Here is a 21,439-nt window from a genome sequence, read left to right on the forward strand (position 1 = left end):
GCGCGTGGATGCGGAGCCGTACGAGCTGATCACGATGGGGCGTCTCGGCGTGGACCTGTACCCCCTCCAGGTCGGCGTTCCGCTCGCCCGGGTGGAGACCTTCGGGAAGTTCCTGGGCGGCTCGCCCGCGAACGTGGCGGTGGCGGCGGCGCGGCTCGGCCGACGGACGGCGCTCGTGAGCCGGACCGGGGCGGATCCCTTCGGTACGTATCTGCACGAGGAGCTCCGCGGGTTCGGGGTCGACGACCGGTGGGTGACGGCGGTCGCGCAGTACCCGACACCGGTCACCTTCTGCGAGATCTTCCCTCCGGACGACTTCCCGATCCACTTCTACCGACAGCCCAAGGCCCCCGACCTGGAGATCCACCCAGCTGAGCTGGACCTCGCGGCGATCCGGGCGGCACGGGCGTTCTGGGTGACCGGGACGGGGCTGAGCGTCGAGCCCAGCCGGGCGTCGACGCTGGGCGCGTTGGGGGAGCGGGACGGCGCGGGACTCACCGTCCTCGACCTGGACTGGAGGCCCACGCTCTGGCCCGAACCCGACGAGGCCGGCCCGCTCTACCGGGAGGCCCTGGGCGCGGCCACGGTCGCCGTCGGCAACCTCGACGAGTGCGAGGTCGCGACCGGTGAACGCGAGCCGTACGCCGCCGCCCGCGCCCTGCTCGCCGCCGGTGTCCGGCTCGCGGTCGTCAAGCAGGGCCCCAAGGGCGTCCTCGCGATGACCGCCGACGGCGAGAGCGCGGAGGCGCCGCCCCTGCCGGTCGAGGTGGTCAACGGCCTCGGTGCGGGCGACGCGTTCGGCGGGGCGCTGTGCCACGGCTTGCTGGCCGGCTGGGACCTCGACCGTACGATCCGCTGGGCCAACGCGGCGGGCGCCATCGTCGCGGGGCGGCTCGCCTGCTCCCCGGCGATGCCGTACCCGGACGAGATCGAGCGGGCGCTCGCCACCGGCACCGGCTCGATCCCGGAGCGCACGCCATGACCGACGAGTTCGTCCCCGACCCGGACCTCGCGACCGGGGGAACCGCACCCCCGGACCTCCCCTCCGACCCGGACGCCGAGACGGACCCGTCGCACGCCGGCCCGTCCGGAGTCCCGGACACCACCGCCATCCCGTCGCACGCCGGTCCGCCCGGAGCCCCGGGCGCCGAGACCGGGCCGCCGCGAGACGCGCCGTCCGAAGCCCCGTACGCCGAAGCCCCGTACGCCGAAGCCGCGAGCCCGCACCCGCTCCTGGGGACGCATGGGCCGGCCGGCGGCGCGTACGGCCCGGCTGCCGGAGCGGCGGCCGTGGGCCGGCCGCACGACCGCCCAGCGGCGTCCCCGGGTGACAGTTCCTGGTACGAGGCGCCGCCCCGGATCCGTCGCACGGCGGCAGCTCGCCCCCGTCCCGCCCGCGGCGCGGAGCCCGTCGACGTCGAGCGGCTCGTCACGCTCCGGGCGCACCATCCCGAGGCCGTCGCCGAGGCCGCCGCGCGGCGGCGGACCCGGCCGCTGTTCGCGGGGCGCGACCGCCTGCTGATCGTCGCCGCCGACCATCCCGCCCGTGGGGCGCTGGCCGTCGGGGACCGGCCGTACGCGATGGCCGACCGCGCCGATCTGCTCGGCCGACTCCGTCTCGCGCTCTCGCGCCCCGGCGTCGACGGGGTCCTCGCCTCCGCCGACATCCTCGACGACCTGCTCCTCCTCGAGGCCCTGGACGACCGGCTCGCCGTCGGCTCCATGAACCGCGGCGGGCTCGCCGGCGCGGCGTTCGAGCTCGACGACCGGTTCACCGGCCACCGCCCCCAGGACCTCGCCCGGCTCGGCTTCGACGCCGGCAAGCTTCTCCTGCGGATCGACCCCGACGACCCCGGTTCCCTCTCCACCCTGCACTCCGCCGCCCGCGCCGTCGACGAGATGGCCGGCCTGCGGCTGCCCGTGTTCGTCGAACCCTTCCTCTGCCGGCGCGACCGCGCGGGGCGCCTGCACAACGACCTCTCCGCCGAGGCCGTCATCACCTCCCTCGCCGTCGCCTCCGGCCTCGGCGGCACCTCCGCCTACACCTGGCTGAAGGTCCCGGTCACCGAACACCCCGACGACATGGCCCGCGTCATGGAGACCACCACCCTCCCCGCCGTCCTGCTCGGCGGAGACCCGGGCCCGGGCCCGGACGCGCAGGAGCTCGCGTACGAGAAGTGGCGCGGCGCGCTGCGCCTGCCCACCGTCCGCGGGCTGGTCGTCGGGCGCTCGTTGCTCTATCCCCCGGACGGGGATGTGGCCGGAGCCGTCGATACCGCTGCGAGCCTGCTGCACGACGCGGTAGGAAGGGGTACGCACCTCACATGAGCTCTCTCCATCTGCCCGCCGGGACAGCCTCCCGCGGGCCGTACGCCCTCCACATCGACCCCGACCGGGCCGGCTGGGGGTACTCCGCACTGCGCGTCCTCGAACTCCGCCCGGGAGACACCCACCTCCTGGAGACCGGGGACAGCGAGTGGATCGTGCTTCCGCTCACCGGCGGCTGTACGGTGCACGTCGACGGCCTGAATCTCCAACTCCTGGGCCGCGAGAGCGTGTTCGGCGGAGTGTCCGACTTCGCGTACGTGCCCCGCGACGCCCGGGCCCAGATCGCCTCCGGTGCGGGAGGCCGCTTCGCTTTGGCAGGAGCGAAGTGCGAGCGACGACTCCCCGCTCGCTACGGCCCCGCGCCGGAGGTACCCGTCGAGGCCCGCGGCAGCGGCAACCAGGCCCGCCAGGTACGGAACTTCGCCGCGGCGGACGTCTTCGAGGCCGACCGGCTGATCGCCGTCGAGGTGATCACCCCCGGTGGGAACTGGTCCTCCTACCCGCCCCACAAGCACGACGAGCACCGCCCCGGCGCCGAGTCCGAGCTGGAGGAGATCTACTACTACGAGATCGCCGACGGCGGAGTCGGCTACCAGCGGATCTCCCCCTCCAGGCCCGGCGGCGCCGACCTCCTCGCCGAGGTCCGCAGCGGCGACGCCGTCCTCGTGCCCGACGGCTGGCACGGCCCGTCCATCGCCCAGCCGTCCCACGCCATGTACTACCTGAACGTGATGGCGGGACCGGGGCAGGAGAGGGAGTGGAAGATCTGCTTCCACCCCGACCACACGGAGGGATACCGATGACGAGCGGGACCCGGCTGACCGTCGCACAGGCGCTGGTGCGGTTCCTCGCCGCGCAGTACACCGAACGCGACGGCGTACGGCAGCGGCTGATCGCCGCGACCTGGGGCATCTTCGGCCACGGGAACGTCGCCGGGATCGGCCAGGCCCTCGTCGAGTACGCCGACGAGATGCCGTACCACCAGGGACGCAACGAACAGGCCATGGTGCACGCGGCCGTCGGCTACGCGCGCCAGTCGAACCGGCTCTCCGCGCACGCCGTCACCACCTCCATCGGCCCCGGCGCCACTAACCTCGTCACGGGCGCCGCGCTCGCCACGATCAACCGCCTGCCCGTCCTCCTCATGCCCGGCGACACCTTCGCGACCCGCCCCGCCGACCCGGTCCTCCAGCAGCTCGAAGTGCCGTACGCGGGCGAGGTGTCGGTCAACGACTGCCTGCGGCCCGTCTCGAGGTACTTCGACCGGATCACCCGCCCCGAGGCGCTGATCCCGGCCGCGCTCGCCGCCGCACGGGTCCTCGCCGACCCCGTCGAGACCGGCGCGGTCACGCTCGCGCTGCCCCAGGACGTACAGGCGGAGGCGTACGACTGGCCGGAGGAGTTCTTCGCCGAGCGGACATGGACGATCAGACGCCCCCGCCCCGACGCGGCCGAACTCGACGCGGCCGTACGGGCGGTCAGGTCCTCCGTACGCCCCCTGATCGTCGCCGGCGGCGGGGTGAAGTACAGCGGCGCCCAGGACGCGCTGCGGGAGTTCGCCGAACGCACCTGGATCCCCGTCGCCTCGACCCAGGCCGGCAAGGGCGTCCTGCCGTACGACCACGTCCGCGACGTCGGCGGCATCGGCCACACCGGCACCTCCACCGCGAACGCCCTCGCCAGGACCAGCGATCTCGTCATCGGCGTCGGCACCCGGTACACCGACTTCACCACCGCCTCCGCCACCCTCTTCCCCGAGGGCGTCCGCTTCCTGAACCTCAACATCGCGGCCTTCGACGCCCACAAGCAGGGCGCGCTGCCGCTCGTCGCCGACGCCCGCGAAGGGCTCACGGCCCTCGCCGAGGCGCTCGGCGACCACCGCCAGGACATGGTCCAGTGGCTCTTCGCCAAGCAGGACTGGCAGGAGCGGACCGATGCCGCCTATGCCGTGTCCGATGAAAGCGTCCGGCCCACCCAGACCCAGGTCCTCGGCGTACTCGACACTCTGGTCGACGACACCGACATCCTGATCAACGCGGCCGGCTCGCTCCCCGGCGATCTCCACAAGCTCTGGCGGGCCCGGTCCTCGGACCAGTACCACGTCGAATACGGGTACTCGTGCATGGGCTACGAGATCCCGGCGGCGATCGGCGTCGCGCTCGCCGCGCCCGGGCGGCCGGTCTGGGCGCTCGTCGGCGACGGTACGTATCTGATGAATCCCACCGAAATCGTCACGGCCGTCCAGGAGGGACTGCCCATCAAGGTGGTGATCCTGCAGAACCACGGGTATGCCTCCATCGGAGGTCTCTCGGAGTCCGTGGGCGGCGAGCGGTACGGCACGGCCTACCGCTTCAGGGACCCGGACGGAGGGTTCACCGGTGCGCCGCTCCCCGTCGACCTGGCCGCCAACGCGGCCTCCCTCGGCATGCGGGTGCTGACCGCCCGCACCGTACGTGACCTGCGAGAAGCCCTCGCCGACGCCCGGGTGTCGACCGTTCCCACATGTGTCTATGTCGAGACCGAAACGGCAGACACAGTGTCGGGCGCGCCCCCTGCCCAGGCGTGGTGGGATGTGCCTGTGGCCGAGACCTCGACCCGCGCGTCGGCGGTCAAGGCCCGGGAGGAGTACGACCGGCACGTCACCGCCCGACGCCGCCATCTCTGAAGGAGTATTTCGTCATGACGAACACCGTCAAGACTGTCAACCACTGGATCGGTGGCAAGACCGTCGAGGGCACGTCGGGCAACTGGGGCCCGGTCACCGACCCGGCCACCGGCGCCGTGACCACGCAGGTGGCCCTGGCCTCGGTCGAGGAGGTCGACGCGGCCGTCGCCGCCGCGAAGACGGCGTTCGAGACCTGGGGCACGGCGTCGCTGGCGCAGCGCACCACGATCCTGTTCAAGTTCCGCGCGCTGCTCGACGCCAACCGTGACGCGATCGCCGAGCTGATCACCGCCGAGCACGGCAAGGTCCACTCGGACGCGCTGGGCGAGGTCGCCCGCGGTCTGGAGATCGTCGACCTGGCCTGCGGGATCACCACCCAGCTCAAGGGCGAGCTGTCCACCCAGGTGTCGAACCGGGTGGACGTCGCCGCGATCCGCCAGCCGGTGGGTGTCGTGGCCGGCATCACGCCGTTCAACTTCCCGGCGATGGTGCCGATGTGGATGTTCCCGATCGCCATCGCGTGCGGCAACACCTTCATCCTCAAGCCGAGCGAGAAGGACCCGTCGGCCTCGCTGAAGATCGCGGAGCTGCTCGCCGAGGCGGGCCTGCCCGAGGGTGTCTTCAACGTCGTGCACGGCGACAAGGTGGCCGTGGACCGGCTCCTGGAGCACCCGGACGTCTCGGCGATCTCCTTCGTCGGCTCGACGCCGATCGCCCGCTACATCCACACCACCGCCTCCGCGAAGGGCAAGCGCGTCCAGGCGCTCGGCGGCGCCAAGAACCACATGCTGGTGCTGCCGGACGCGGACCTGGACGCCGCCGCCGACGCGGCGGTCTCGGCGGCCTACGGCTCGGCCGGCGAGCGCTGCATGGCGATCTCCGCGGTCGTCGCGGTCGGCGCGATCGGCGACGAGCTGGTGCAGAAGATCCGCGAGCGCGCCGAGAAGATCAAGATCGGCCCCGGCAACGACCCGACCTCCGAGATGGGCCCGCTCATCACGGCCGTCCACCGCGACAAGGTCGCCTCGTACGTGAAGGGCGCGGCCGACGAGGGCTGCGAGGTCGTCCTGGACGGCACCGGCTACACGGTGGACGGCTTCGAGGACGGCCACTGGATCGGCCTGTCGCTCCTGGACCACGTGCCGACCACCGCGAAGGCCTACCAGGACGAGATCTTCGGCCCGGTGCTGTGCGTGCTGCGCACGGAGACGTACGAGGAGGGCGTCGCCCTCATCAACGCCTCGCCGTTCGGCAACGGCACCGCGATCTTCACCCGTGACGGCGGCGCGGCCCGCCGCTTCCAGCTGGAGATCCAGGCGGGCATGGTCGGCGTGAACGTGCCGATCCCGGTGCCGGTGGGCTACCACTCCTTCGGTGGCTGGAAGGACTCGCTCTTCGGCGACCACCACGTCTACGGCAACGACGGCGTCCACTTCTACACCCGCGGCAAGGTCGTCACCACCCGCTGGCCGGACCCCTCCGAGGCCCCCGCCGGCGTGGACCTGGGCTTCCCGCGCAACCACTGACCCACCCGCGCGCTGTCGACCCCCGCCGGCTCTGCCGGCGGGGGGCAGCGCACCGAGGGATAGGCGTGCGTGGCCCAGTGTTCGGCGGCGGTCATGCCCAGCAGCACGACGTCGTGATGGCTGCCGGCGAAGAACTCGTGCTGCCGCAGTCGCCCTTCCTCCACGAAGCCCAGCTTGCGGTAGAGAGCGAGGGAAGCCTCGTTGAAGGCATAGACCTCGACCTCGCACTTGTTGTAGCGCTGTTCGGCGAACATGTAGGTGAGGACCAACTCGGTGGCTTCGGTCGCGTAACCGCGCCCCCGATGCTCGCGGGTGATCGCGATCCCGGTCTTGAACCGTCCGGCCCGTGGATCCGTTTCTCCGACCGTCACGGATCCCGCGAACGCACGCTCGGACGTCGTCTCGACGACGAGCCGGAACGCCCCCGTACCGGGCGCACGACCGGCACGCTCGTTGGTCCAGGACCGGAAACTCTCGTCCGAGCGCGGCGGCTCGACGAGGTCCGCGTTCCGGACGTCGACGGTGTGCGCGGCCAGTGCGCGGAAGTCCTGCCAGTCCTCCGGCTCGACACCCCGCAAGCGCACCTTGCCGCCCGTCCACATGTCGCTCATGACGCCCACCCAGCCTCGGTCGATTGCAGGCAGGGTAAAACGACTGGCCCCGAAGGTGCGCGTTCGCGCACCCTGGGGCCATGTCCGTTGATCCGCCCAAGTACCAGATCCGCGCCCTGCACACCGAGTCGACGGTGACCGTCTATCAGGCGTACGACCCGTCCATCGGCCTTCCGGCCGCCCGTGAGGGCCGCTTTCCGCCCGCCTGGAAGCGGGACCGGATGACGTGGATCAAGCCCTCGTTCCTGTGGATGATGTACCGCTGCGGCTGGGGCCTGAAGGAGGGGCAGCAGACCGTCCTCGCGGTCGAGATCACCCGCGAGGGGTTCGAGTGGGCGCTGCGCAACGCCTGCCTGTCGCACTACGTACGGGGTTTTCACGCCGATCAGGCCGCCTGGAAGCGGGAGTTGAGGCAGGCCCCGGCCCGGGTGCAGTGGGATCCCGAGCGGGATCTGCGACACGGGGCGCTGCCGTACCGGTCCCTGCAGCTCGGGCTCGCGGGCGAGGCGTCCAGGCGGTATGCGGACGAGTGGACCGTCTCCGTACGGGACGTCACGCCGCTCGCGCACGAGATCCACGCCCTCGTGCGCGAGGGGCGGTCGGACGAGGCGCGCACGCGGATGCCCGAGGAGCGGCCGTACCCTGCGGGTCCGGAGCTCCTCGGGCATCTGGTGGCCTAGAAGGCCCGGTCGCCTAGAAGATCGAGTGCAGCAGCTTGTTCGGGGAGCCCGTCCGCGGGTCCTGGACCTTGCCGCTGGTGGCGTTGTTCACCAGTGCGGTGCTCACCTGGGCCGGGGTCGCCGTCGGGTTCGCCGACAGGTAGAGGGCCGCCACGCCCGCGGTGTGCGGGGCCGCCATCGAGGTGCCCGAGATGGTGTTCGTCGCCGTGTCGTTGTCCTTCCACGCCGAGGTGATGGAGACACCCGGGGCGAAGAGGTCGACGCACGTGCCGTAGTTGGAGAACGACGCCCGCTTGTCGGCGGAGTCCGTCGCACCGACCGTGATCGCCTCGGGGACGCGGGCCGGGGAGTAGTTGCAGGCCCGGGCCGGCAGGCCGAGGAAGTTGCCGTTGCCGGCGGCGACCGCGTACGTGACGCCGGAGGCGATCGAGCGCTTCACCGCGTCGTCCAGCGAGGTGTTGGCCCCGCCGCCCAGGCTCATGTTGGCGACGGCCGGCTTGACGGCGTTGGCCGTCACCCAGTCGACACCGGCGATGACCCCGGCGGTCGTCCCGGACCCGTTGCAGTCCAGGACCCGGACGGCGACCAGCTTCGCGCCCTTGGCGACGCCGTACTTCGCGCCACCCACCGTGCCCGCGACGTGCGTGCCGTGGCCCTGGCAGTCCTGGCCGTTCTGGCCGCCGCCGACGGTGTCCGTGCCGACCGTCGCCCGGCCGCCGAACTCGCTGTGCGAGGTGCGGATTCCGGTGTCGATGATGTACGCGGTGACGTTCGACGCGGTCGTGTTGTACGTGTACGTCGTCGACAGCGGCAGATCCCGCTGGTCGACCCGGTCGAGGCCCCAGGTCGCGCCGGGCTGCGTCTCGGCCATCCGTACGGTCGCGTTCTGCTCGACGTAGGCCACCCGCGGATCGGAGGCCAGGGCCGCAGCCTTGGCCTGGGACATCGAGGCGGAGAAGCCCTTCAGGACCGAGCGGTACTGGTGCTTCGGGGTCACACCCAGATCGGCGGCGCGGGTCGAACCGTCCTTGAGGACGACGATCCAGCTGTTCTCGACGGCGAGGGAGGCCGGGGCGAGGCGGAGGTCCCCGACGGTGGCGCTCTGGGCCGCGGGGGAGGCCGCGAACTGCAGGCCGGCGGCGAGCGCGAGGACGGGGACGAGCGCTACGGCGCGGCGGGGTATTCGGGTCATGTGGTGGGGCACCTGAACCTTTCGTTGTCCGGGTTACCGGCAAGTACGGGCGTGCGTGGTGCGCCACAGAGTCTCCTGTTGACATGCGTCGTACAAGAGGGCGTCCGGTCCCCTCACCGGTCCTTCACGTCGAACTCCCACGTCAGCATGGTGAAACCACCGTCGTCCGTCGCTCCGGCCGACCGGTACGTCGCGAGCGCGGGCCCGTTGTCCGTGTCCACCCCGACCCACATGTCGTAACAGCCGCGCTCCCGCGCCTCCGCCGCCAGCGCCTCGGTCAGCGCGCGCCCGATGCCCCGCCGCCGGTACGCCTCGTCCACCGACAGCTCGTACAGACACAGCTCCACCCCCTTGTCCGGATGGAGCATCTCGATCCCGCTCACCAGTCCCGCCGGGAAGCCGTCCTCCGCGTACGCGATCAGCATCAGATGCCCCGGCGCGGCCAGGAACGCCTCCGCCCACGCCGCCCGCGGCGGGTTGTCGTAGAGGTGCGCAGCGGCCAGCAGCTCGCCCACCGTCGTCGCCCGCCGGATCTCCATCCCGGCCCCTTCCCCTTTTTTGGGGCTCGGTTCGCCTCCGGGCGCCTTCAGCGTGCGTCGACGGTCGATCGTGCTCGACGGCTCGTTCCTCGCCGCCTCCGCGCGTTCTCCCTTTCGACGCCCGCGGCGCCCTTCGGCTCACTCGCCCGGGGTCTCACGGCGCATACCGCGCCTGGTGTACGCCGACCGTAGTCCGTACGCCTCCAGGAGGCCCGCGATTTCCGCCCCGGGGCAGCCGTGCCTCACAGGACGCCCGCATAGGCTCGTCACCATGCCATTCCGACTTCCCCGGTGGGCCGCGGTCACCGCGGCCCTCGCCGTGCTCGCGGGCGCCGGCACCTGGACCGCCGTCGCCGCGGACGAACCACCGCCCGTGCACCGCGCGGACCACGTGCTGGACATGCCCGGGGCGCGGATCGACACCTCCTACTTCACCGCCGGCCCCGCCTCCGACCGCCGGCCGGCCGTCCTGCTCGGACACGGCTTCGGCGGCTCCAAGGACGACGTCCGTGCCCAGGCCGAGCAGCTCGCCCGCGACGGCTACGCGGTCCTGACCTGGTCGGCGCGTGGATTCGGCGCCTCCACCGGGCAGATCGGACTCAACGACCCCGACCACGAGGTCAAGGACGTCCAGCGGCTCCTCGACTGGCTCGCCCAGCGCCCCGAGGTCCTGCTCGACAAGGCCGGCGATCCGCGCGTCGGCGTCACCGGCGCCTCCTACGGCGGCGCCGTCTCGCTGCTCGCCGCCGGGTACGACACCAGGGTCGACGCGATCGCCCCGCAGATCACGTACTGGAACCTCGCCGACGCCCTCTTCCCGAACGGCGTCTTCAAGAAGCTCTGGGCCGGCATCTTCTTCTCCGCCGGCAACCAGCCGAGCGGCGGAAGCCGGCAGCCGGCCGGCGACCAGTCCGCCGCGACCGGCGCCTGCGGACGCTTCACGCCCGAACTCTGCGCCCTCTACCAGCGCGTCGCCGTCTCCGGGAAGCCCGACGCCGCCGCCCGTACGCTCCTCGAAGCCCGCAGCCCCTCCGCCGTAGGGGACAGGATCAAGGTCCCTGCCCTGATCGTCCAGGGGCAGACCGACTCCCTCTTCCCGCTCGGCCACGCCGACGCCATGGCGAAGGCGATCGCCGCCAACGGCGCGCCCGTCGCCGTCGACTGGATCGCGGGCGGCCACGACGGGGGCGACCGCGAGACCGAGCGGGTCGAGGCCCGGATCGGCGACTGGTTCGACCGTCACCTGAAGCAGGACAAGGGCGCCGACACCGGACCCGCGTTCCGCGTCAGCCGCACCGGGGGAGTCGACTCCTCCGACGGGGAGGCGCAGCTGCGCAGCGCGACCTCCGACCGCTATCCGGGGCTCACGGGCGAGGCAGGCGACACGCTGTCCGTCCCGCTCGACGCCGCCCCTCCGCAGTCCTTCGCCAACCCCGCCGGGGCCAACCCGCCCGCCATCTCCGCCGTCCCCGGTGTCGGCGGCGGACTCTCCCAGCTCTCCTCCCTCGGCGTCGGCCTCTCCCTCGACTTCCCCGGCCAGTACGCCCGCTTCGATGCGAAGCCGCAGGTCGAGTCGGTGCGGATCACCGGCTCGCCGACCGTCCGCGTCACGGTCACGTCCGACAGCCCGGACGGCTCGGCCGTCCTCTTCGCCAAGGTCTACGACGTCGGCCCCGACGGACGTCAGCAGGTGCTGCCCGCCCAACTGGTGGCCCCCGTCCGCGTCGAGGACGCCGGCAAGGGCAGGAGCGTCGAGCTGACGCTGCCCGCCATCGACCACGAGGTCGAGGCCGGCCACCGGCTGCGGCTCGTGCTCTCCGCCACCGACCTCGGCTACGCCTCCCCGGCCGCACCGGCCGGCTACACCGTCGCCGTGGAGAGCCCGCTCACGGTCCCCACCGCGCCCTCCGTGGACACCCAGGCGGCCGCGATGCCCTGGTGGGTGTGGGGCCTGCCGCTCGCCGGAGCGCTGATCGCCGCCGCGCTGCTCTTCACCTCCCCCACAGCCTTCGGCGTGGGAGGTGCCCCCACCGGGCGCTGGCGCGCCCGGCGCCGGACCGCGGCCCCCGCCCCGGACCCCGCGCTCGCCGCCGTACCGCTGCAGATCACCGGGCTGACGAAGAAGTACGCCAAGTCCTCGGAACGGTATGCCGTACGGGACCTCTCCTTCCGCGTCGAGCAGGGGCAGGTCCTCGGTCTGCTCGGGCCCAACGGCGCCGGAAAGACCACCACCCTGCGGATGCTCATGGGCCTGATCACCCCCGACGACGGGGAGATCCGGGTCTTCGGCCAGGCCGTCCGGCCGGGCGCCCCGGTCCTGTCCCGCGTCGGCGCGTTCGTCGAGGGCGCCGGCTTCCTGCCCCATCTGTCCGGACGGGACAACCTGGAGCTGTACTGGAAGGCCACCGGCCGCCCCGCCGAGGACGCGCACATCGAGGAGGCCCTGGAGATCGCCGGCCTCGGCGAGGCGCTCGCCCGCGCCGTACGGACGTACTCGCAGGGCATGCGGCAGCGGCTCGCCATCGCCCAGGCCATGCTCGGCCTGCCGGATCTGCTGATCCTCGACGAACCGACCAACGGACTCGACCCGCCACAGATCCGCGAGATGCGGGACGTGATGATCCGGTACGCCGCCGAGGGCCGGACCGTCATCGTCTCCAGCCACCTCCTCTCGGAGGTCGAGCAGTCCTGCACGCATCTCGTGGTCATGGACCGCGGGCAGCTCGTCCAGGCCGGTCCGGTCGGTGAGATCACCGGCGCGGGCGACACCCTGCTCGTGACGCTCGGCGACACCGTCCCCGACCCGCTCGTGGACAAGATCGGCGCGCTGGCGGGGATCGGTTCGGCGGTACGGACCGAGGGCGGGCTCCTCGTCCGCCTCGACGGGACCGACGCGACCGGTCTGATCGGCGAACTCGTCCGCCTGGACGTGCCCGTGACCGGTGTGGGACCGCACCGGCGCCTCGAGGACGCGTTCCTGACCCTGATCGGAGGAGGATCCGCATGAACACGACGACCGCTGAACCAGCGGAGCTCGTGGAGACCGCCCCCGGCTACCGGGCGGGGCACACCCTGCCGCTGCGCGTCGAGGCCGTACGGCAGCTGAAGCGGCGCCGCACCCTGGTCATGGGCGCGGTTCTCGCCGCCCTGCCGTTCATCCTGATCATCGCCTTCGCCATCGGCGGGGACCAGGACGGCGGAGGCAACGGCCGGATCACGCTGATGGACACGGCGACGGCATCGGCGGCGAACTTCGCCGCGACCTGTCTCTTCGTCTCGGCCGGCTTCCTCCTCGTGGTGGCGGTGGCCCTGTTCTGCGGGGACACCGTCGCCTCCGAGGCGAGCTGGTCCTCGCTGCGCTATCTGCTGGCCGCGCCCGTCCCCCGGGCCCGGCTGCTCTGGTCCAAGCTGGCCGTGGCCCTCGGCTTCAGCGCGGCGGCGATGGTGCTGCTGCCGCTGGTGGCGCTCGTCGCGGGCACGGTCGCCTACGGCTGGGGGCCGCTGAAGCTCCCCACCGGCGGCGCTCTGCCCGCCGCGGAGACGCTGCCCCGGCTCGCCCTGGCCGTCGCGTTCATCTTCGTCTCCCAACTGGTCACCGCCGCCCTCGCGTTCTGGCTCTCCACCCGGACCGACGCCCCGCTGGGCGCCGTCGGCGGCGCGGTCGGACTGACGATCATCGGCAACGTCCTGGACGCCGTCACGGCGCTCGGCTCCTGGCGTGACTTCGTGCCCGCCCACTGGCAGTACGCCTGGGTGGACGCGCTCCAGCCCCAGTTGGAGTGGGGCGGGATGGTGAAGGGCACGGCGATCTCCGTGACGTTCGCCGTGGTCCTCTTCGCGCTCGCCTTCCGGGGCTTCGCCCGCAAGGACATCGTGTCGTAGCACCTCGGGGAACCCTCACAGCCACCCCCTTCGAGCCGCTTCCGCGCCCGCGCGGACGCGGCTCGTCGTGCCCAGGGCGTGCATCAGCTCGCCGACCCGTCGGCTGTAGGTCCGGCCGGACATGCCGAGGCGGGCGGCGGCCGTCTCGTCCGTGAGGCCGGCGAGGAGCGCTTCGAGGACCGGGCGGAGCTGGGGAGGGAGCTCGCGCGGCGGGGCAGTGGCACCTGCCAGCTCCTCGCCCGCGTCCCAACTGGTGTGATGGGCGCGGGCCAGGGCCTCCACGACGACCGGGTCGCGGATCAGCAGCAGCCCGTTGTACATCAGCTCCAGATCGAGCGGGACCGCCGCCACCGTACGGTCGACGAGGATCATCTTGAAGGGGATCGAGTCCGTGAGACGGGCCCGCCCCGGCACCCGGACCGCGCCCACCACCTGGGCCAGGGCGTGACGCGGCACGATCCGTCTGACCTCCGGCGCCCGCTCCGCCGCGGCCCGCATGCACGCTCCTGCCAGCTCCAGGAACGGCTCGGGGATCGCACGGCCCGCGGAGGCGGCGGGATCGTCGAAGGTCAGCAACTCGTGCCGCGTCGAGGCGGCGAGCCCGGCCAGCGCCGCGCTGATCCGCCGCGCGCCACGGACGGGTCGGCCCGGAGGCCGCTGCGCCTCGATCACGGCCCGGTTCATCGCCGATCGCGCGAGCATCACGGAGCCCGCAGTCTCACCCACCGCTGACCACCCCCGCCCGATCGGTGTGCCACTCCATGTACGCATGTGACTGCACACGGTGACAACCCCTGTTGAGGAGGATGGCGAGTCCATGCCACGGGAGCCCGCCCCAGCCGCCGTTGCCGCATTGAGATCCATCCGCAACTCCTTCGTCTGCTCCTTCCGGCCTCCTCGGACGTCACATTCACAAGTGCCCGACTTATAGGGGGAGATGACATGAAGCGACGACACAGGGTGCGGCTCGCCGCCGGGATCCTTGCCGCCGGACTGGTCCTGACCGGGTGTGGGGGCGGCGCGAACACCGAACGGGCGACCGCGGACCGGAGCGGCGGAGGGAACCGTGCCCCGGACGCGCCCCGGCCGGACGCGGGCCGGGAGGAAGCGGGCCGGGAGGACGTCGCCGAAGGGGAGCAGCGGTCCCGCCCGCCCGCCGACTACCTCTCCACCTTCGCCCTGGACGTGGACACCGCCTCGTACGGCTACGCCCGCCGCACCCTCTCCGAGGGCCGGCTGCCCGACCCGACGTCCGTACGGCCGGAGGAGTTCGTCAACAGCTTCCGGCCGGACTACCCGCGGCCCGAGGGCGACGGCTTCAGCGTGACGATCGACGGGGCTCGGACCGGGGACAAGGACTGGTCGCTCGTCCGGGTCGGACTCGCCACCGCCGCGGCGGACCGGCAGGGCGAACGGCCGCCCGCCGCCCTCACCTTCGTCGTCGACATCTCCGGCTCGATGGCCGAGACCGGCCGCCTCGACCTGGTCAAGGAGTCCCTCGGCATCCTCACCGACGAGCTGCGCGACGACGACTCGGTGGCGCTCGTCACCTTCAGCGACGAGGCCGAGACCCGGCTCCCCATGACGAAGGTCAAGGGGCAGCGCGAACGGATCCACGGCATCGTCGACGAGTTGGCGACGACCTCCTCCACCAACGTGGAGGCCGGCGTGCGCACCGGCTACGACGTCGCCGTGGCAGGACACCGCAAGGGCGCCACCAACCGGGTCGTGCTGCTCTCCGACGCCCTCGCCAACACCGGCGACACCGAGGCGCAGTCGATCCTGAACCGGATCGAGGACGAGCGCCGGGAGTACGGCATCACCCTCTTCGGGGTCGGCGTCGGCAGCGACTACGGCGACGCGTTCATGGAACAGCTCGCCGACAAGGGCGACGGGCACACCACGTACGTCTCCACCACCGAGCAGGCCCGCAAGGTCTTCGTGGAGCAGCTGCCCACCCACATCGAGCTGCGCGCCCGCGACGCCAAGGCGCAGGTCGCCTTCGACCCGAAGACCGTCGAGCGGTTCCGGCTGATCGGCTACGAGAACCGGGAGGTCGCCGACGAGGACTTCCGCAACGACCGGGTCGACGGCGGCGAGGTCGGCGCAGGCCACACCGTCACCGCGCTGTACGCGGTGAAGACCCGGCCCGGCCGCACCGGGCAGCTGGCCACGGCCACGGTCCGCTGGCTGGACCCCAAGACCCGCGCCCCGCACGAGAACACCGGAAGCGTCGCCACGAACGCCCTCACCTCCCCGCTCTGGGGACCGGGCCACGACAGCCTGCAACTGACCGCCGTCACCGCCTACTTCGCCGACCGGCTGCGGGGCGGTGACCTGCCGGGCGCGCCGAGGCTCTCCGAGCTCGCGGAGCGCTCCGGGGCGATCGCGGAGCGGTCGGGTTCGAAGGTGGTCCGGGAGCTGACCGAGGCGATCCGGCAGGCGGACGAGCTGCTGCCGTCGGAAGGCAGCACGGAATCGGGTGATCCGTACAGCGGCTGATCCACAAGTGCCGCGAGGTGGACCCTATTTCCCCCGGGGGCGCGTCATGATGGGCCCATGGCCACTCTGCTGCTCGCCCTCGCCGTCGGTTCCACCGGCCTCTACGCCGGGTTCATGCTGATCTTCCTGACCGGGATCATGCCCGCCCTCGCCCGGCTCGGGGACACGGAGTTCGTCGACGCGATGCGGCGGATCAACGAGTACGTGCCCAAGGCGGTGTTCCTGATCGTGTTCCTGGGGGTCGTGGCCTTCCCGGTCGCCGCGTTCTTCGTGCCCGTCGACGGGCGCTCCGACACCCAGAAGTGGCTGGTCCTGGCCGGCCTCGTCTGCGCCGTGCTCAACCATCTGGTCACGGTCGGCGGCAACATCCCGCTGAACAACGCGCTGGCCGCCTCGGAGCGGACGGGGGAGGACCCGTCCGCCGTCCGGGCGGCCTTCGAGAAGCGCTGGAACGGCTTCCATGCCGTCCGTACGGTGCTGATCACCGCCGCGTTCGGGCTGCTGATCGCCGCGTCCCTGAACTGAGCAGGTCAGAAAGGCAGTTCCGCGACCGTGGTGATCGCGCTGAACAGGATCTCGTCGTCCTGCCGGCCGGTCACCCGGATGAGCCGTTCCGGGCTGCCCGGGTAGTCCACGGCCGGCTCGGTCTCGATCCAGCAGGGGCTGCCGAACTCGGCGTACCGGTGGAAGGTGGAGTCCATCGCGACCGGGAGCACCGGCCGGCCGCCGGGCGTGTGGGTGTGCACGGCCTGGCGGGCCGCCTCCAGGAGGACCATGCCGGGGATGTGGTCGCCGGGGTGGTCGAAGAGGACGGGGTGTCGGGTGTTCACCCGCAGCTGCCAGCGGTCGGCGCGCTCGGTCGGGGTGAGCACGACGTCGAACTCGCTGTGCCGGCCGACGGACCGCGGCTCCACGGCCGCGGTGGGCGGCTCCTGGGCGGTGGCGGCCTCGTCGAGGCGGTCGGCGCGCAGCCGGCGGTAGACCTCGGGGCTGGTGCAGGTGTAGCGGGCGTTGCCGGTGGCGAGCGTCCGGCCGTTCGCGCTGATCACGACCTCGTAGCTCAGTCCGGCCAGCCGGCCGGCGCGGCGGCGGATGTCGGTGCAGGTGACGTCGAGGCGCAGATCGGCGGGCGCGCCTCCGACGGGCAGGAGCGCGGGCGTCACCCGGTAGTTGAGCTCCCACATCAGGAACTGGTGGCCCAGCGGCACGTCGAAGCCCGCGTGGGCGAGCAGCGCGCCCACCTGGCGGATCGTTTCGGCGGCCAGCATCGGGTCGTAGTGCGAGCCGCCGACCGGACCGAAGAAGGAGTGTCCGCGCGGCCATTGGGCCCTGAGCGTGAAGTGGGCCTCGTCCGTACGGGACCAGTCGGCCGTCAGAAAGACCTCGGCGAGCGCGGCCCGGTGCACGTACTCACGGGGAGCCGTGGTCGTGAGCCCACGGAGGGCTTCGGTGTCCACGATGTCGGTCGGGGCGGACGTCTGCAGCATGAGATCCCTCTACTAGGGGCCTACTCAGGAGATTCGGGCATGAGCTCCGGCGGAAGTTACGAACTCCTCGGTCTGTTTCGCAAGGGCTCGGGTACGGTTCTGTCAGGTCGGTACGGGGAAGGGTGAACGCCTTCGAGTGTGCCCGCAGTCAACGACGCCTGTCAGAACGGCAGATGTCCGACTCATGAGACCCGAGGGTTCACGAGTGAGGTGGCTTCGGGTATCTTCCAGCTGCCGGAAATCTGTACCGCCAGGTTTGTTTCTCGGGTATCCGAGACGCCGGTTCGGGTGATCGCGGCACGATCTGTGCGATTCGCTCCGATATGCCCGGCTCGCCGATCGGCTGTCCCTTGGAGACTCCGTGGAACCCCTGCGTCAGATAACCGTCGCCGCCGTCAACATCGACGGCGTCCTGCTGAACGACACGTTCAGCCCGGTCATCCACCGGTTCATCACCGGCCGTGGCGGTCGTTACGACGCCGAGGTGGAGCGGGACATCTTCTCCCAGACGCAGCTCACCGCGGCCAAGGCCCTCGGTGCCGCCGCCGGACTCTCCTGGAGTCCCGAGGACGTGCTGGCGGCCTACTTCGAGGAGCGCGCCGCCCATCTGGCCGAGCATCCGCTGCGCGTGCTCGACGGCGCCACCGAGCTGCTGCTGCGGCTGCGGGAACTGGGGCTGCGGACGGTCTGCTACGGCGGCCTCGACGCCTCCCACTTCGACCTGCACCTGCGGGAACAGGCGCATCTCTTCGACGCCCCCGGCTATGTGTGCACCAACGACTTCCGCCCAGGGGTCCGCGAGGTGACGCTGGACCTCGGACTCCGCTTCGACCAGATCCTGTTCATCGACGACGTCGCCCGTGTCGGAGAGGCCGCCAGGGAGCTCGGTGTGCCCTTCATCGGTCACCCGAGCGACTTCGCGCACGGGTTCCAGGGCGAGTTGATGCGCCGGGCGGGCGTCCGGCACCTGGTGCGGTCGCTCGACGAGATCGACGAGTCCCTGCTCCGGACCCTCGACGCCGAGGCCGCCGCCGGTACGGTCTGGAACCGCTGAGTCCCCCGTGGCGTATCTACCCGAAGCCGCTGCCGCGGCCGGACCTGTGATCCCGTCGGGCCCGTCGTCGACGACGGGCCCGACGCCGCACCGCCAGGTGCCAACCATCCGACTGCCGAGGGAGACGACCGTTCCATGACTGCCGACCACCGCCTGCTGCCCGCCAAGGTCGCCCTGATCACCGGGGCGAGCAGTGGAATCGGAGCGGCCGCCGCCCGGGTCTTCGCCCGTGAGGGCGCCCGCGTGGTGCTCGCCGCCCGCCGCGAGGACCGGCTCAAGGCCCTGGTGGCCGAGCTGCGGGAGCAGGGCGCCGAGGCCGAGTACGTGGTGGCGGACATCACCCGCCGCGAGGACACCCGGGCCGCCGTGGCCCGCGCCGTGGACACGTACGGACGGCTCGACGTGGCCTTCAACAACGCCGGGTGGGGCGCCGGCCGCGAGCCCCTGCACGAGATGGACGACGAGCTCTACGACCGGATCCTGGACGTCAATCTGCGCGGCGTCTGGAACTGCCTGCGGGACGAGATCGCCGCCATGCTGACCACCGGCGGCGGCGCGATCGTCAACACCAGCAGCGTCGGCGGACTGCTCGCGACCCCGGTCGCCGCGCCCTACGTCGCCGCCAAGCACGCCGTGGTCGGGCTGACCAAGGCCGCCGCCGCCGAGTACGCGGCCCAGGGGATCCGGATCAACTCGGTGGCGCCGGGGACGACCCGTACCGAAGTGGTGACCGAATGGTTCGCCGCGGTGCCCGGGATGGAGGAGGCGCTGCACGCCGCCACCCCGCAGCCGCGGACGGCCGAACCGGAGGAGATCGCCGAGGCGGCGGCCTGGCTCTGCAGCGACCGATCGTCGTTCGTCACCGGTGCGATCATGCCGGTGGACGGCGGCTTCACGATGGTGTGAGCCGGGTGCCGCCCGGCCGGACGGCCTGCGTGCGATGTCTTGTGTCCTCTGCACGTATCCGTCCATACTTGCTGTTTTCGACCGTGAAGTGCGAGCAGGCACGGAGCGAGCGCGAGTGTCCCGTGGGGCATCGGGCGATGAGAGGGACGTGACCCCCAATGGCGAAGCAGGATCGCGCGATTCGGACGCGCCAGGCGATCTTGGAAGCGGCCGCCACCGTCTTCGACGAGCGTGGTTACGAGGCCGCGAAACTCACCGACATCCTCCAGCTGGCCCAGGTCACCAAGGGCGCGCTCTACTTCCACTTCGACTCCAAGGAAGACCTGGCGCACGCGGTGATCGACGCCCAGGTCCAGTCCGCGCCGATGCCGATGCCGCAGGTCTCCAAGCTGCAGGAGTTCGTCGACATCGGCATGGTCTTCGCGCACCGGCTGACCCATGACGGGCTGTTGCGCGGCAGCGTCCGGCTCACCCTCGACCAGGGCGGCCACGAGCTCAACCGCAGCGGCCCCTACCGGGAGTGGACCGATCTCAACCTGCGCGTGCTCGACGAGGCCAAGGAGCGCGGCGAACTGCTGCCGCACGCCGACCCGCAGGAGGTGGCGCCGCTCGTGGTGGGCTCCTACGCCGGCCTGAACCTGATGACCCAGGCGCTGGGCAGCAACCGGGCCGACATGGACCGTTGGGCCTCGGCGCTCTACCGCCATGTGCTGCCCAGCATCGCCGTGCCCGCCGTGCTCGCGATGCTCGACATGGAGCCTGGACGGGGTGCTCGCGCCCTGCGGGCCGCGGAGGCGGCCGCCGGCTAGTCCAGGCCCTTCCGGGTGCCTGGGCGGGCCATTCTGGGCCCAAAAACCATACCCGACTGCCGGTTTTTTGAGGATGACACGAAGGCGACATCTTCCTGTCGTCTGGAATAAGCAACAGAAAGCGTACCCCCGAGTCCAGATCTTGGACCCGGGGGTACGCTTCGTCGCGCTCCTGGCGGATTCTTGATGTCGGCAAAGCGGGATGAAAGAGACATAATTCTGCGTTCTCGCGTCCGGAGATTCCATACCCGGCGGTTTCTTATTGACATGCCTCCGGGTCTCTTTTCTAATCGTCCAGGGCCAAGCCGTTCACCGACACTGAGGGGGCAAAGTGGACGTCCGGATCCTGGGGGGACTGTCGGTACGCGAGAAGGGGGTGTCGATCACTCCGACCGCGGCCGCGCCGCGCCAGCTGCTGGCGCTGCTCGCGGCCAACGCGGACCAGGTCGTGCCCGTGACCGTACTCATGGAGGAACTGTGGCCGTCCGGGCCGCCACGCGGCGCCCGGGTCGAACTCCAGTCCCATATCGTCGATCTGCGGGCGCTGATCACCACGGCCCTGCGCGGGACCGTGCCCTCGGCACCCGGATCCACCTGGCTGGAGCGGCACACCGCCGAGGCCGTGCTCGTCTCGCTGCCCGGCGGCTACCGGCTCGACACCGGCGGCGGCTCCAACGACGCGTGGCAGTTCGAACGGGCCGCGGGCGCGGGCTACCGGGCCATGGAGGCGGGCGATCTGCAGCGCGCCGCGCGCCGGCTCTCCGACGCCCTCGCGCTGTGGCGCGGTGAACCGTACGCGGGGGTCGCGGCCGGCCCCCATCTGCGCATGGAGATCGAACGCCTGGAGACCTCCCGGCTGAGCGCACTCGACCAGTGGGTCGAGGCCCAGCTGCGGCTCGGCCGGCACTTCGAGATGATCTCCGACCTCGCCGAACTCGTCGCCCAGTACCGCACCAACGAGCCGCTGCACGGCCAGTTCATGGTCGCGCTGCTGCGCTGCGGACGGCAGGACGAGGCCCTGGAGGTCTACCAGCGGCTGCGCAACGGACTGAAGAAGGAGACGGGCATGGAGCCCTCCGCGCGGCTGCGCAGGCTCCAGCGCTCGATCCTGACCGTACGGGACGTGGCCCGGCCGGCGTTCGGCCGCCAGACGTCCACGCTGCCGCGCCTCGTCCCCGCCGGATCGCTCGGTTGAGGGGCCGCGCGGCGGCGCGCACCGGACACGGACGAGAGGAGGGGGGGGGGGCGGGGAGCGGGC

General features: G+C 71.8%; 18 protein-coding genes and 1 pseudogene. 14 read left to right on the forward strand and 5 right to left on the reverse strand.

The window, feature by feature from the left end; translation table 11 throughout:
- Positions 1-34: 34 nt before the first annotated feature.
- The 5 genes from iolC to mmsA all read left to right on the forward strand — a co-directional run bounded on the left by iolC (position 35) and on the right by mmsA (position 6,519).
- The gene (gene iolC / locus ACFV9D_RS17525; RefSeq protein WP_385146406.1) at positions 35-982 is read left to right on the forward strand and encodes a 5-dehydro-2-deoxygluconokinase; all 948 of its coding nucleotides are present in this window, start codon (positions 35-37) and stop codon (positions 980-982) included.
- Between the two features lie 377 nt (positions 983-1,359).
- A complete protein-coding gene (locus ACFV9D_RS17530; RefSeq protein ID WP_385146408.1) occupies positions 1,360-2,328 on the forward strand; it encodes a deoxyribose-phosphate aldolase in 969 nt (322 codons plus the stop codon).
- Complete coding sequence (gene iolB, locus ACFV9D_RS17535; protein WP_385146360.1) at positions 2,325-3,131, forward strand: 5-deoxy-glucuronate isomerase; 807 nt, start codon at positions 2,325-2,327, stop codon at positions 3,129-3,131. The genes ACFV9D_RS17530 and iolB overlap by 4 nt, the downstream gene beginning before the upstream one ends.
- A complete protein-coding gene (gene iolD / locus ACFV9D_RS17540) occupies positions 3,128-4,993 on the forward strand; it encodes a 3D-(3,5/4)-trihydroxycyclohexane-1,2-dione acylhydrolase (decyclizing) (RefSeq protein ID WP_385146362.1) in 1,866 nt (621 codons plus the stop codon). Before iolB ends, iolD begins: the two co-directional genes overlap by 4 nt.
- 14 nt (positions 4,994-5,007) lie before the next feature.
- Positions 5,008-6,519 carry a CoA-acylating methylmalonate-semialdehyde dehydrogenase gene (gene mmsA / locus ACFV9D_RS17545; RefSeq protein ID WP_385146364.1) on the forward strand — a complete coding sequence of 504 codons (1,512 nt, stop codon included), beginning with the start codon at positions 5,008-5,010 and terminating at the stop codon, positions 6,517-6,519.
- A gap of 47 nt (positions 6,520-6,566) precedes the next feature.
- On the opposite strand, the pseudogene ACFV9D_RS17550 reads toward mmsA, so the two are convergent.
- A pseudogene (locus ACFV9D_RS17550) lies at positions 6,567-7,130 on the reverse strand (GNAT family N-acetyltransferase); the annotation flags it as partial.
- 80 nt (positions 7,131-7,210) lie between these two features.
- On the opposite strand from ACFV9D_RS17550, the gene ACFV9D_RS17555 reads away from it, so the two are divergent.
- Positions 7,211-7,810, forward strand: coding sequence for a DUF4291 domain-containing protein (locus ACFV9D_RS17555; RefSeq protein ID WP_385146366.1), 600 nt, complete (start codon positions 7,211-7,213; stop codon positions 7,808-7,810).
- A 13-nt stretch (positions 7,811-7,823) separates the two neighbouring features.
- Here ACFV9D_RS17555 and ACFV9D_RS17560 read toward each other — a convergent pair whose 3' ends face one another.
- Together ACFV9D_RS17560 and ACFV9D_RS17565 are read right to left on the reverse strand one after the other, a co-directional pair.
- Positions 7,824-9,002, reverse strand: a complete 1,179-nt coding sequence (locus tag ACFV9D_RS17560) for a S8 family peptidase (RefSeq protein WP_385146368.1) — start codon at positions 9,000-9,002, stop codon at positions 7,824-7,826.
- Between the two features lie 113 nt (positions 9,003-9,115).
- Positions 9,116-9,541, reverse strand: a complete 426-nt coding sequence (locus tag ACFV9D_RS17565; RefSeq protein WP_385146370.1) for a GNAT family N-acetyltransferase — start codon at positions 9,539-9,541, stop codon at positions 9,116-9,118.
- A gap of 271 nt (positions 9,542-9,812) precedes the next feature.
- Here ACFV9D_RS17565 and ACFV9D_RS17570 point away from each other — a divergent pair, with 271 nt between their 5' ends.
- Both ACFV9D_RS17570 and ACFV9D_RS17575 read left to right on the forward strand, forming a co-directional pair.
- Positions 9,813-12,548 carry an alpha/beta fold hydrolase gene (locus ACFV9D_RS17570; RefSeq protein ID WP_385146372.1) on the forward strand — a complete coding sequence of 912 codons (2,736 nt, stop codon included), beginning with the start codon at positions 9,813-9,815 and terminating at the stop codon, positions 12,546-12,548.
- The gene (locus ACFV9D_RS17575; protein WP_385146374.1) at positions 12,545-13,423 is read left to right on the forward strand and encodes an ABC transporter permease; all 879 of its coding nucleotides are present in this window, start codon (positions 12,545-12,547) and stop codon (positions 13,421-13,423) included. Before ACFV9D_RS17570 ends, ACFV9D_RS17575 begins: the two co-directional genes overlap by 4 nt.
- A 15-nt stretch (positions 13,424-13,438) precedes the next feature.
- Here ACFV9D_RS17575 and ACFV9D_RS17580 read toward each other — a convergent pair whose 3' ends face one another.
- Complete coding sequence (locus tag ACFV9D_RS17580) at positions 13,439-14,149, reverse strand: DNA-binding response regulator (RefSeq protein ID WP_385146376.1); 711 nt, start codon at positions 14,147-14,149, stop codon at positions 13,439-13,441.
- Between the two features lie 216 nt (positions 14,150-14,365).
- Here ACFV9D_RS17580 and ACFV9D_RS17585 point away from each other — a divergent pair, with 216 nt between their 5' ends.
- Positions 14,366-15,925 (forward strand): von Willebrand factor type A domain-containing protein, encoded by a 1,560-nt coding sequence (locus tag ACFV9D_RS17585; RefSeq protein WP_385146378.1) that lies wholly within the window; start codon positions 14,366-14,368, stop codon positions 15,923-15,925.
- Positions 15,926-15,982: 57 nt separating this feature from the next.
- The gene (locus ACFV9D_RS17590; protein ID WP_385146380.1) at positions 15,983-16,450 is read left to right on the forward strand and encodes a DUF1772 domain-containing protein; all 468 of its coding nucleotides are present in this window, start codon (positions 15,983-15,985) and stop codon (positions 16,448-16,450) included.
- A 5-nt stretch (positions 16,451-16,455) separates the two neighbouring features.
- Here ACFV9D_RS17590 and ACFV9D_RS17595 read toward each other — a convergent pair whose 3' ends face one another.
- Positions 16,456-17,412: a ScbA/BarX family gamma-butyrolactone biosynthesis protein gene (locus tag ACFV9D_RS17595; protein WP_385146382.1), complete on the reverse strand. Its 957-nt coding sequence runs from the start codon at positions 17,410-17,412 to the stop codon at positions 16,456-16,458.
- Between the two features lie 361 nt (positions 17,413-17,773).
- Between ACFV9D_RS17595 and ACFV9D_RS17600 the strand changes: the two genes are divergently transcribed.
- From ACFV9D_RS17600 to ACFV9D_RS17615, 4 genes are all read left to right on the forward strand, one after another.
- Complete coding sequence (locus ACFV9D_RS17600) at positions 17,774-18,466, forward strand: HAD family phosphatase (protein ID WP_385146384.1); 693 nt, start codon at positions 17,774-17,776, stop codon at positions 18,464-18,466.
- Positions 18,467-18,601: 135 nt separating this feature from the next.
- Complete coding sequence (locus ACFV9D_RS17605; protein ID WP_385146386.1) at positions 18,602-19,372, forward strand: glucose 1-dehydrogenase; 771 nt, start codon at positions 18,602-18,604, stop codon at positions 19,370-19,372.
- A gap of 158 nt (positions 19,373-19,530) precedes the next feature.
- Positions 19,531-20,181 carry a ScbR family autoregulator-binding transcription factor gene (locus ACFV9D_RS17610; RefSeq protein WP_385146388.1) on the forward strand — a complete coding sequence of 217 codons (651 nt, stop codon included), beginning with the start codon at positions 19,531-19,533 and terminating at the stop codon, positions 20,179-20,181.
- 331 nt (positions 20,182-20,512) lie between these two features.
- On the forward strand, positions 20,513-21,376 hold the full coding sequence (locus ACFV9D_RS17615) for a BTAD domain-containing putative transcriptional regulator (RefSeq protein ID WP_385146390.1): 864 nt from the start codon (positions 20,513-20,515) through the stop codon (positions 21,374-21,376).
- Positions 21,377-21,439 lie beyond the last annotated feature (63 nt).

Source organism: Streptomyces sp. NPDC059875 (assembly GCF_042731085.1).
Lineage (GTDB): Bacteria > Actinomycetota > Actinomycetes > Streptomycetales > Streptomycetaceae > Streptomyces.

Bases quoted from the DNA above. Each gene is read 5' to 3' on its own strand.
- ACFV9D_RS17590 (WP_385146380.1), top strand. From the start codon at position 15,983: ATGGCCACTCTGCTGCTCGCCCTCGCCGTCGGTTCCACCGGCCTCTAC.
- ACFV9D_RS17575 (WP_385146374.1), top strand. From the start codon at position 12,545: ATGAACACGACGACCGCTGAACCAGCGGAGCTCGTGGAGACCGCCCCC.
- ACFV9D_RS17570 (WP_385146372.1), top strand. From the start codon at position 9,813: ATGCCATTCCGACTTCCCCGGTGGGCCGCGGTCACCGCGGCCCTCGCC.
- ACFV9D_RS17560 (WP_385146368.1), bottom strand. From the start codon at position 9,002: ATGACCCGAATACCCCGCCGCGCCGTAGCGCTCGTCCCCGTCCTCGCG.
- iolC (WP_385146406.1), top strand. From the start codon at position 35: ATGGGGCGTCTCGGCGTGGACCTGTACCCCCTCCAGGTCGGCGTTCCG.
- ACFV9D_RS17610 (WP_385146388.1), top strand. From the start codon at position 19,531: ATGGCGAAGCAGGATCGCGCGATTCGGACGCGCCAGGCGATCTTGGAA.
- ACFV9D_RS17555 (WP_385146366.1), top strand. From the start codon at position 7,211: ATGTCCGTTGATCCGCCCAAGTACCAGATCCGCGCCCTGCACACCGAG.
- ACFV9D_RS17595 (WP_385146382.1), bottom strand. From the start codon at position 17,412: ATGCTGCAGACGTCCGCCCCGACCGACATCGTGGACACCGAAGCCCTC.
- iolB (WP_385146360.1), top strand. From the start codon at position 2,325: ATGAGCTCTCTCCATCTGCCCGCCGGGACAGCCTCCCGCGGGCCGTAC.
- ACFV9D_RS17585 (WP_385146378.1), top strand. From the start codon at position 14,366: ATGAAGCGACGACACAGGGTGCGGCTCGCCGCCGGGATCCTTGCCGCC.
- iolD (WP_385146362.1), top strand. From the start codon at position 3,128: ATGACGAGCGGGACCCGGCTGACCGTCGCACAGGCGCTGGTGCGGTTC.
- mmsA (WP_385146364.1), top strand. From the start codon at position 5,008: ATGACGAACACCGTCAAGACTGTCAACCACTGGATCGGTGGCAAGACC.
- ACFV9D_RS17565 (WP_385146370.1), bottom strand. From the start codon at position 9,541: ATGGAGATCCGGCGGGCGACGACGGTGGGCGAGCTGCTGGCCGCTGCG.
- ACFV9D_RS17605 (WP_385146386.1), top strand. From the start codon at position 18,602: ATGACTGCCGACCACCGCCTGCTGCCCGCCAAGGTCGCCCTGATCACC.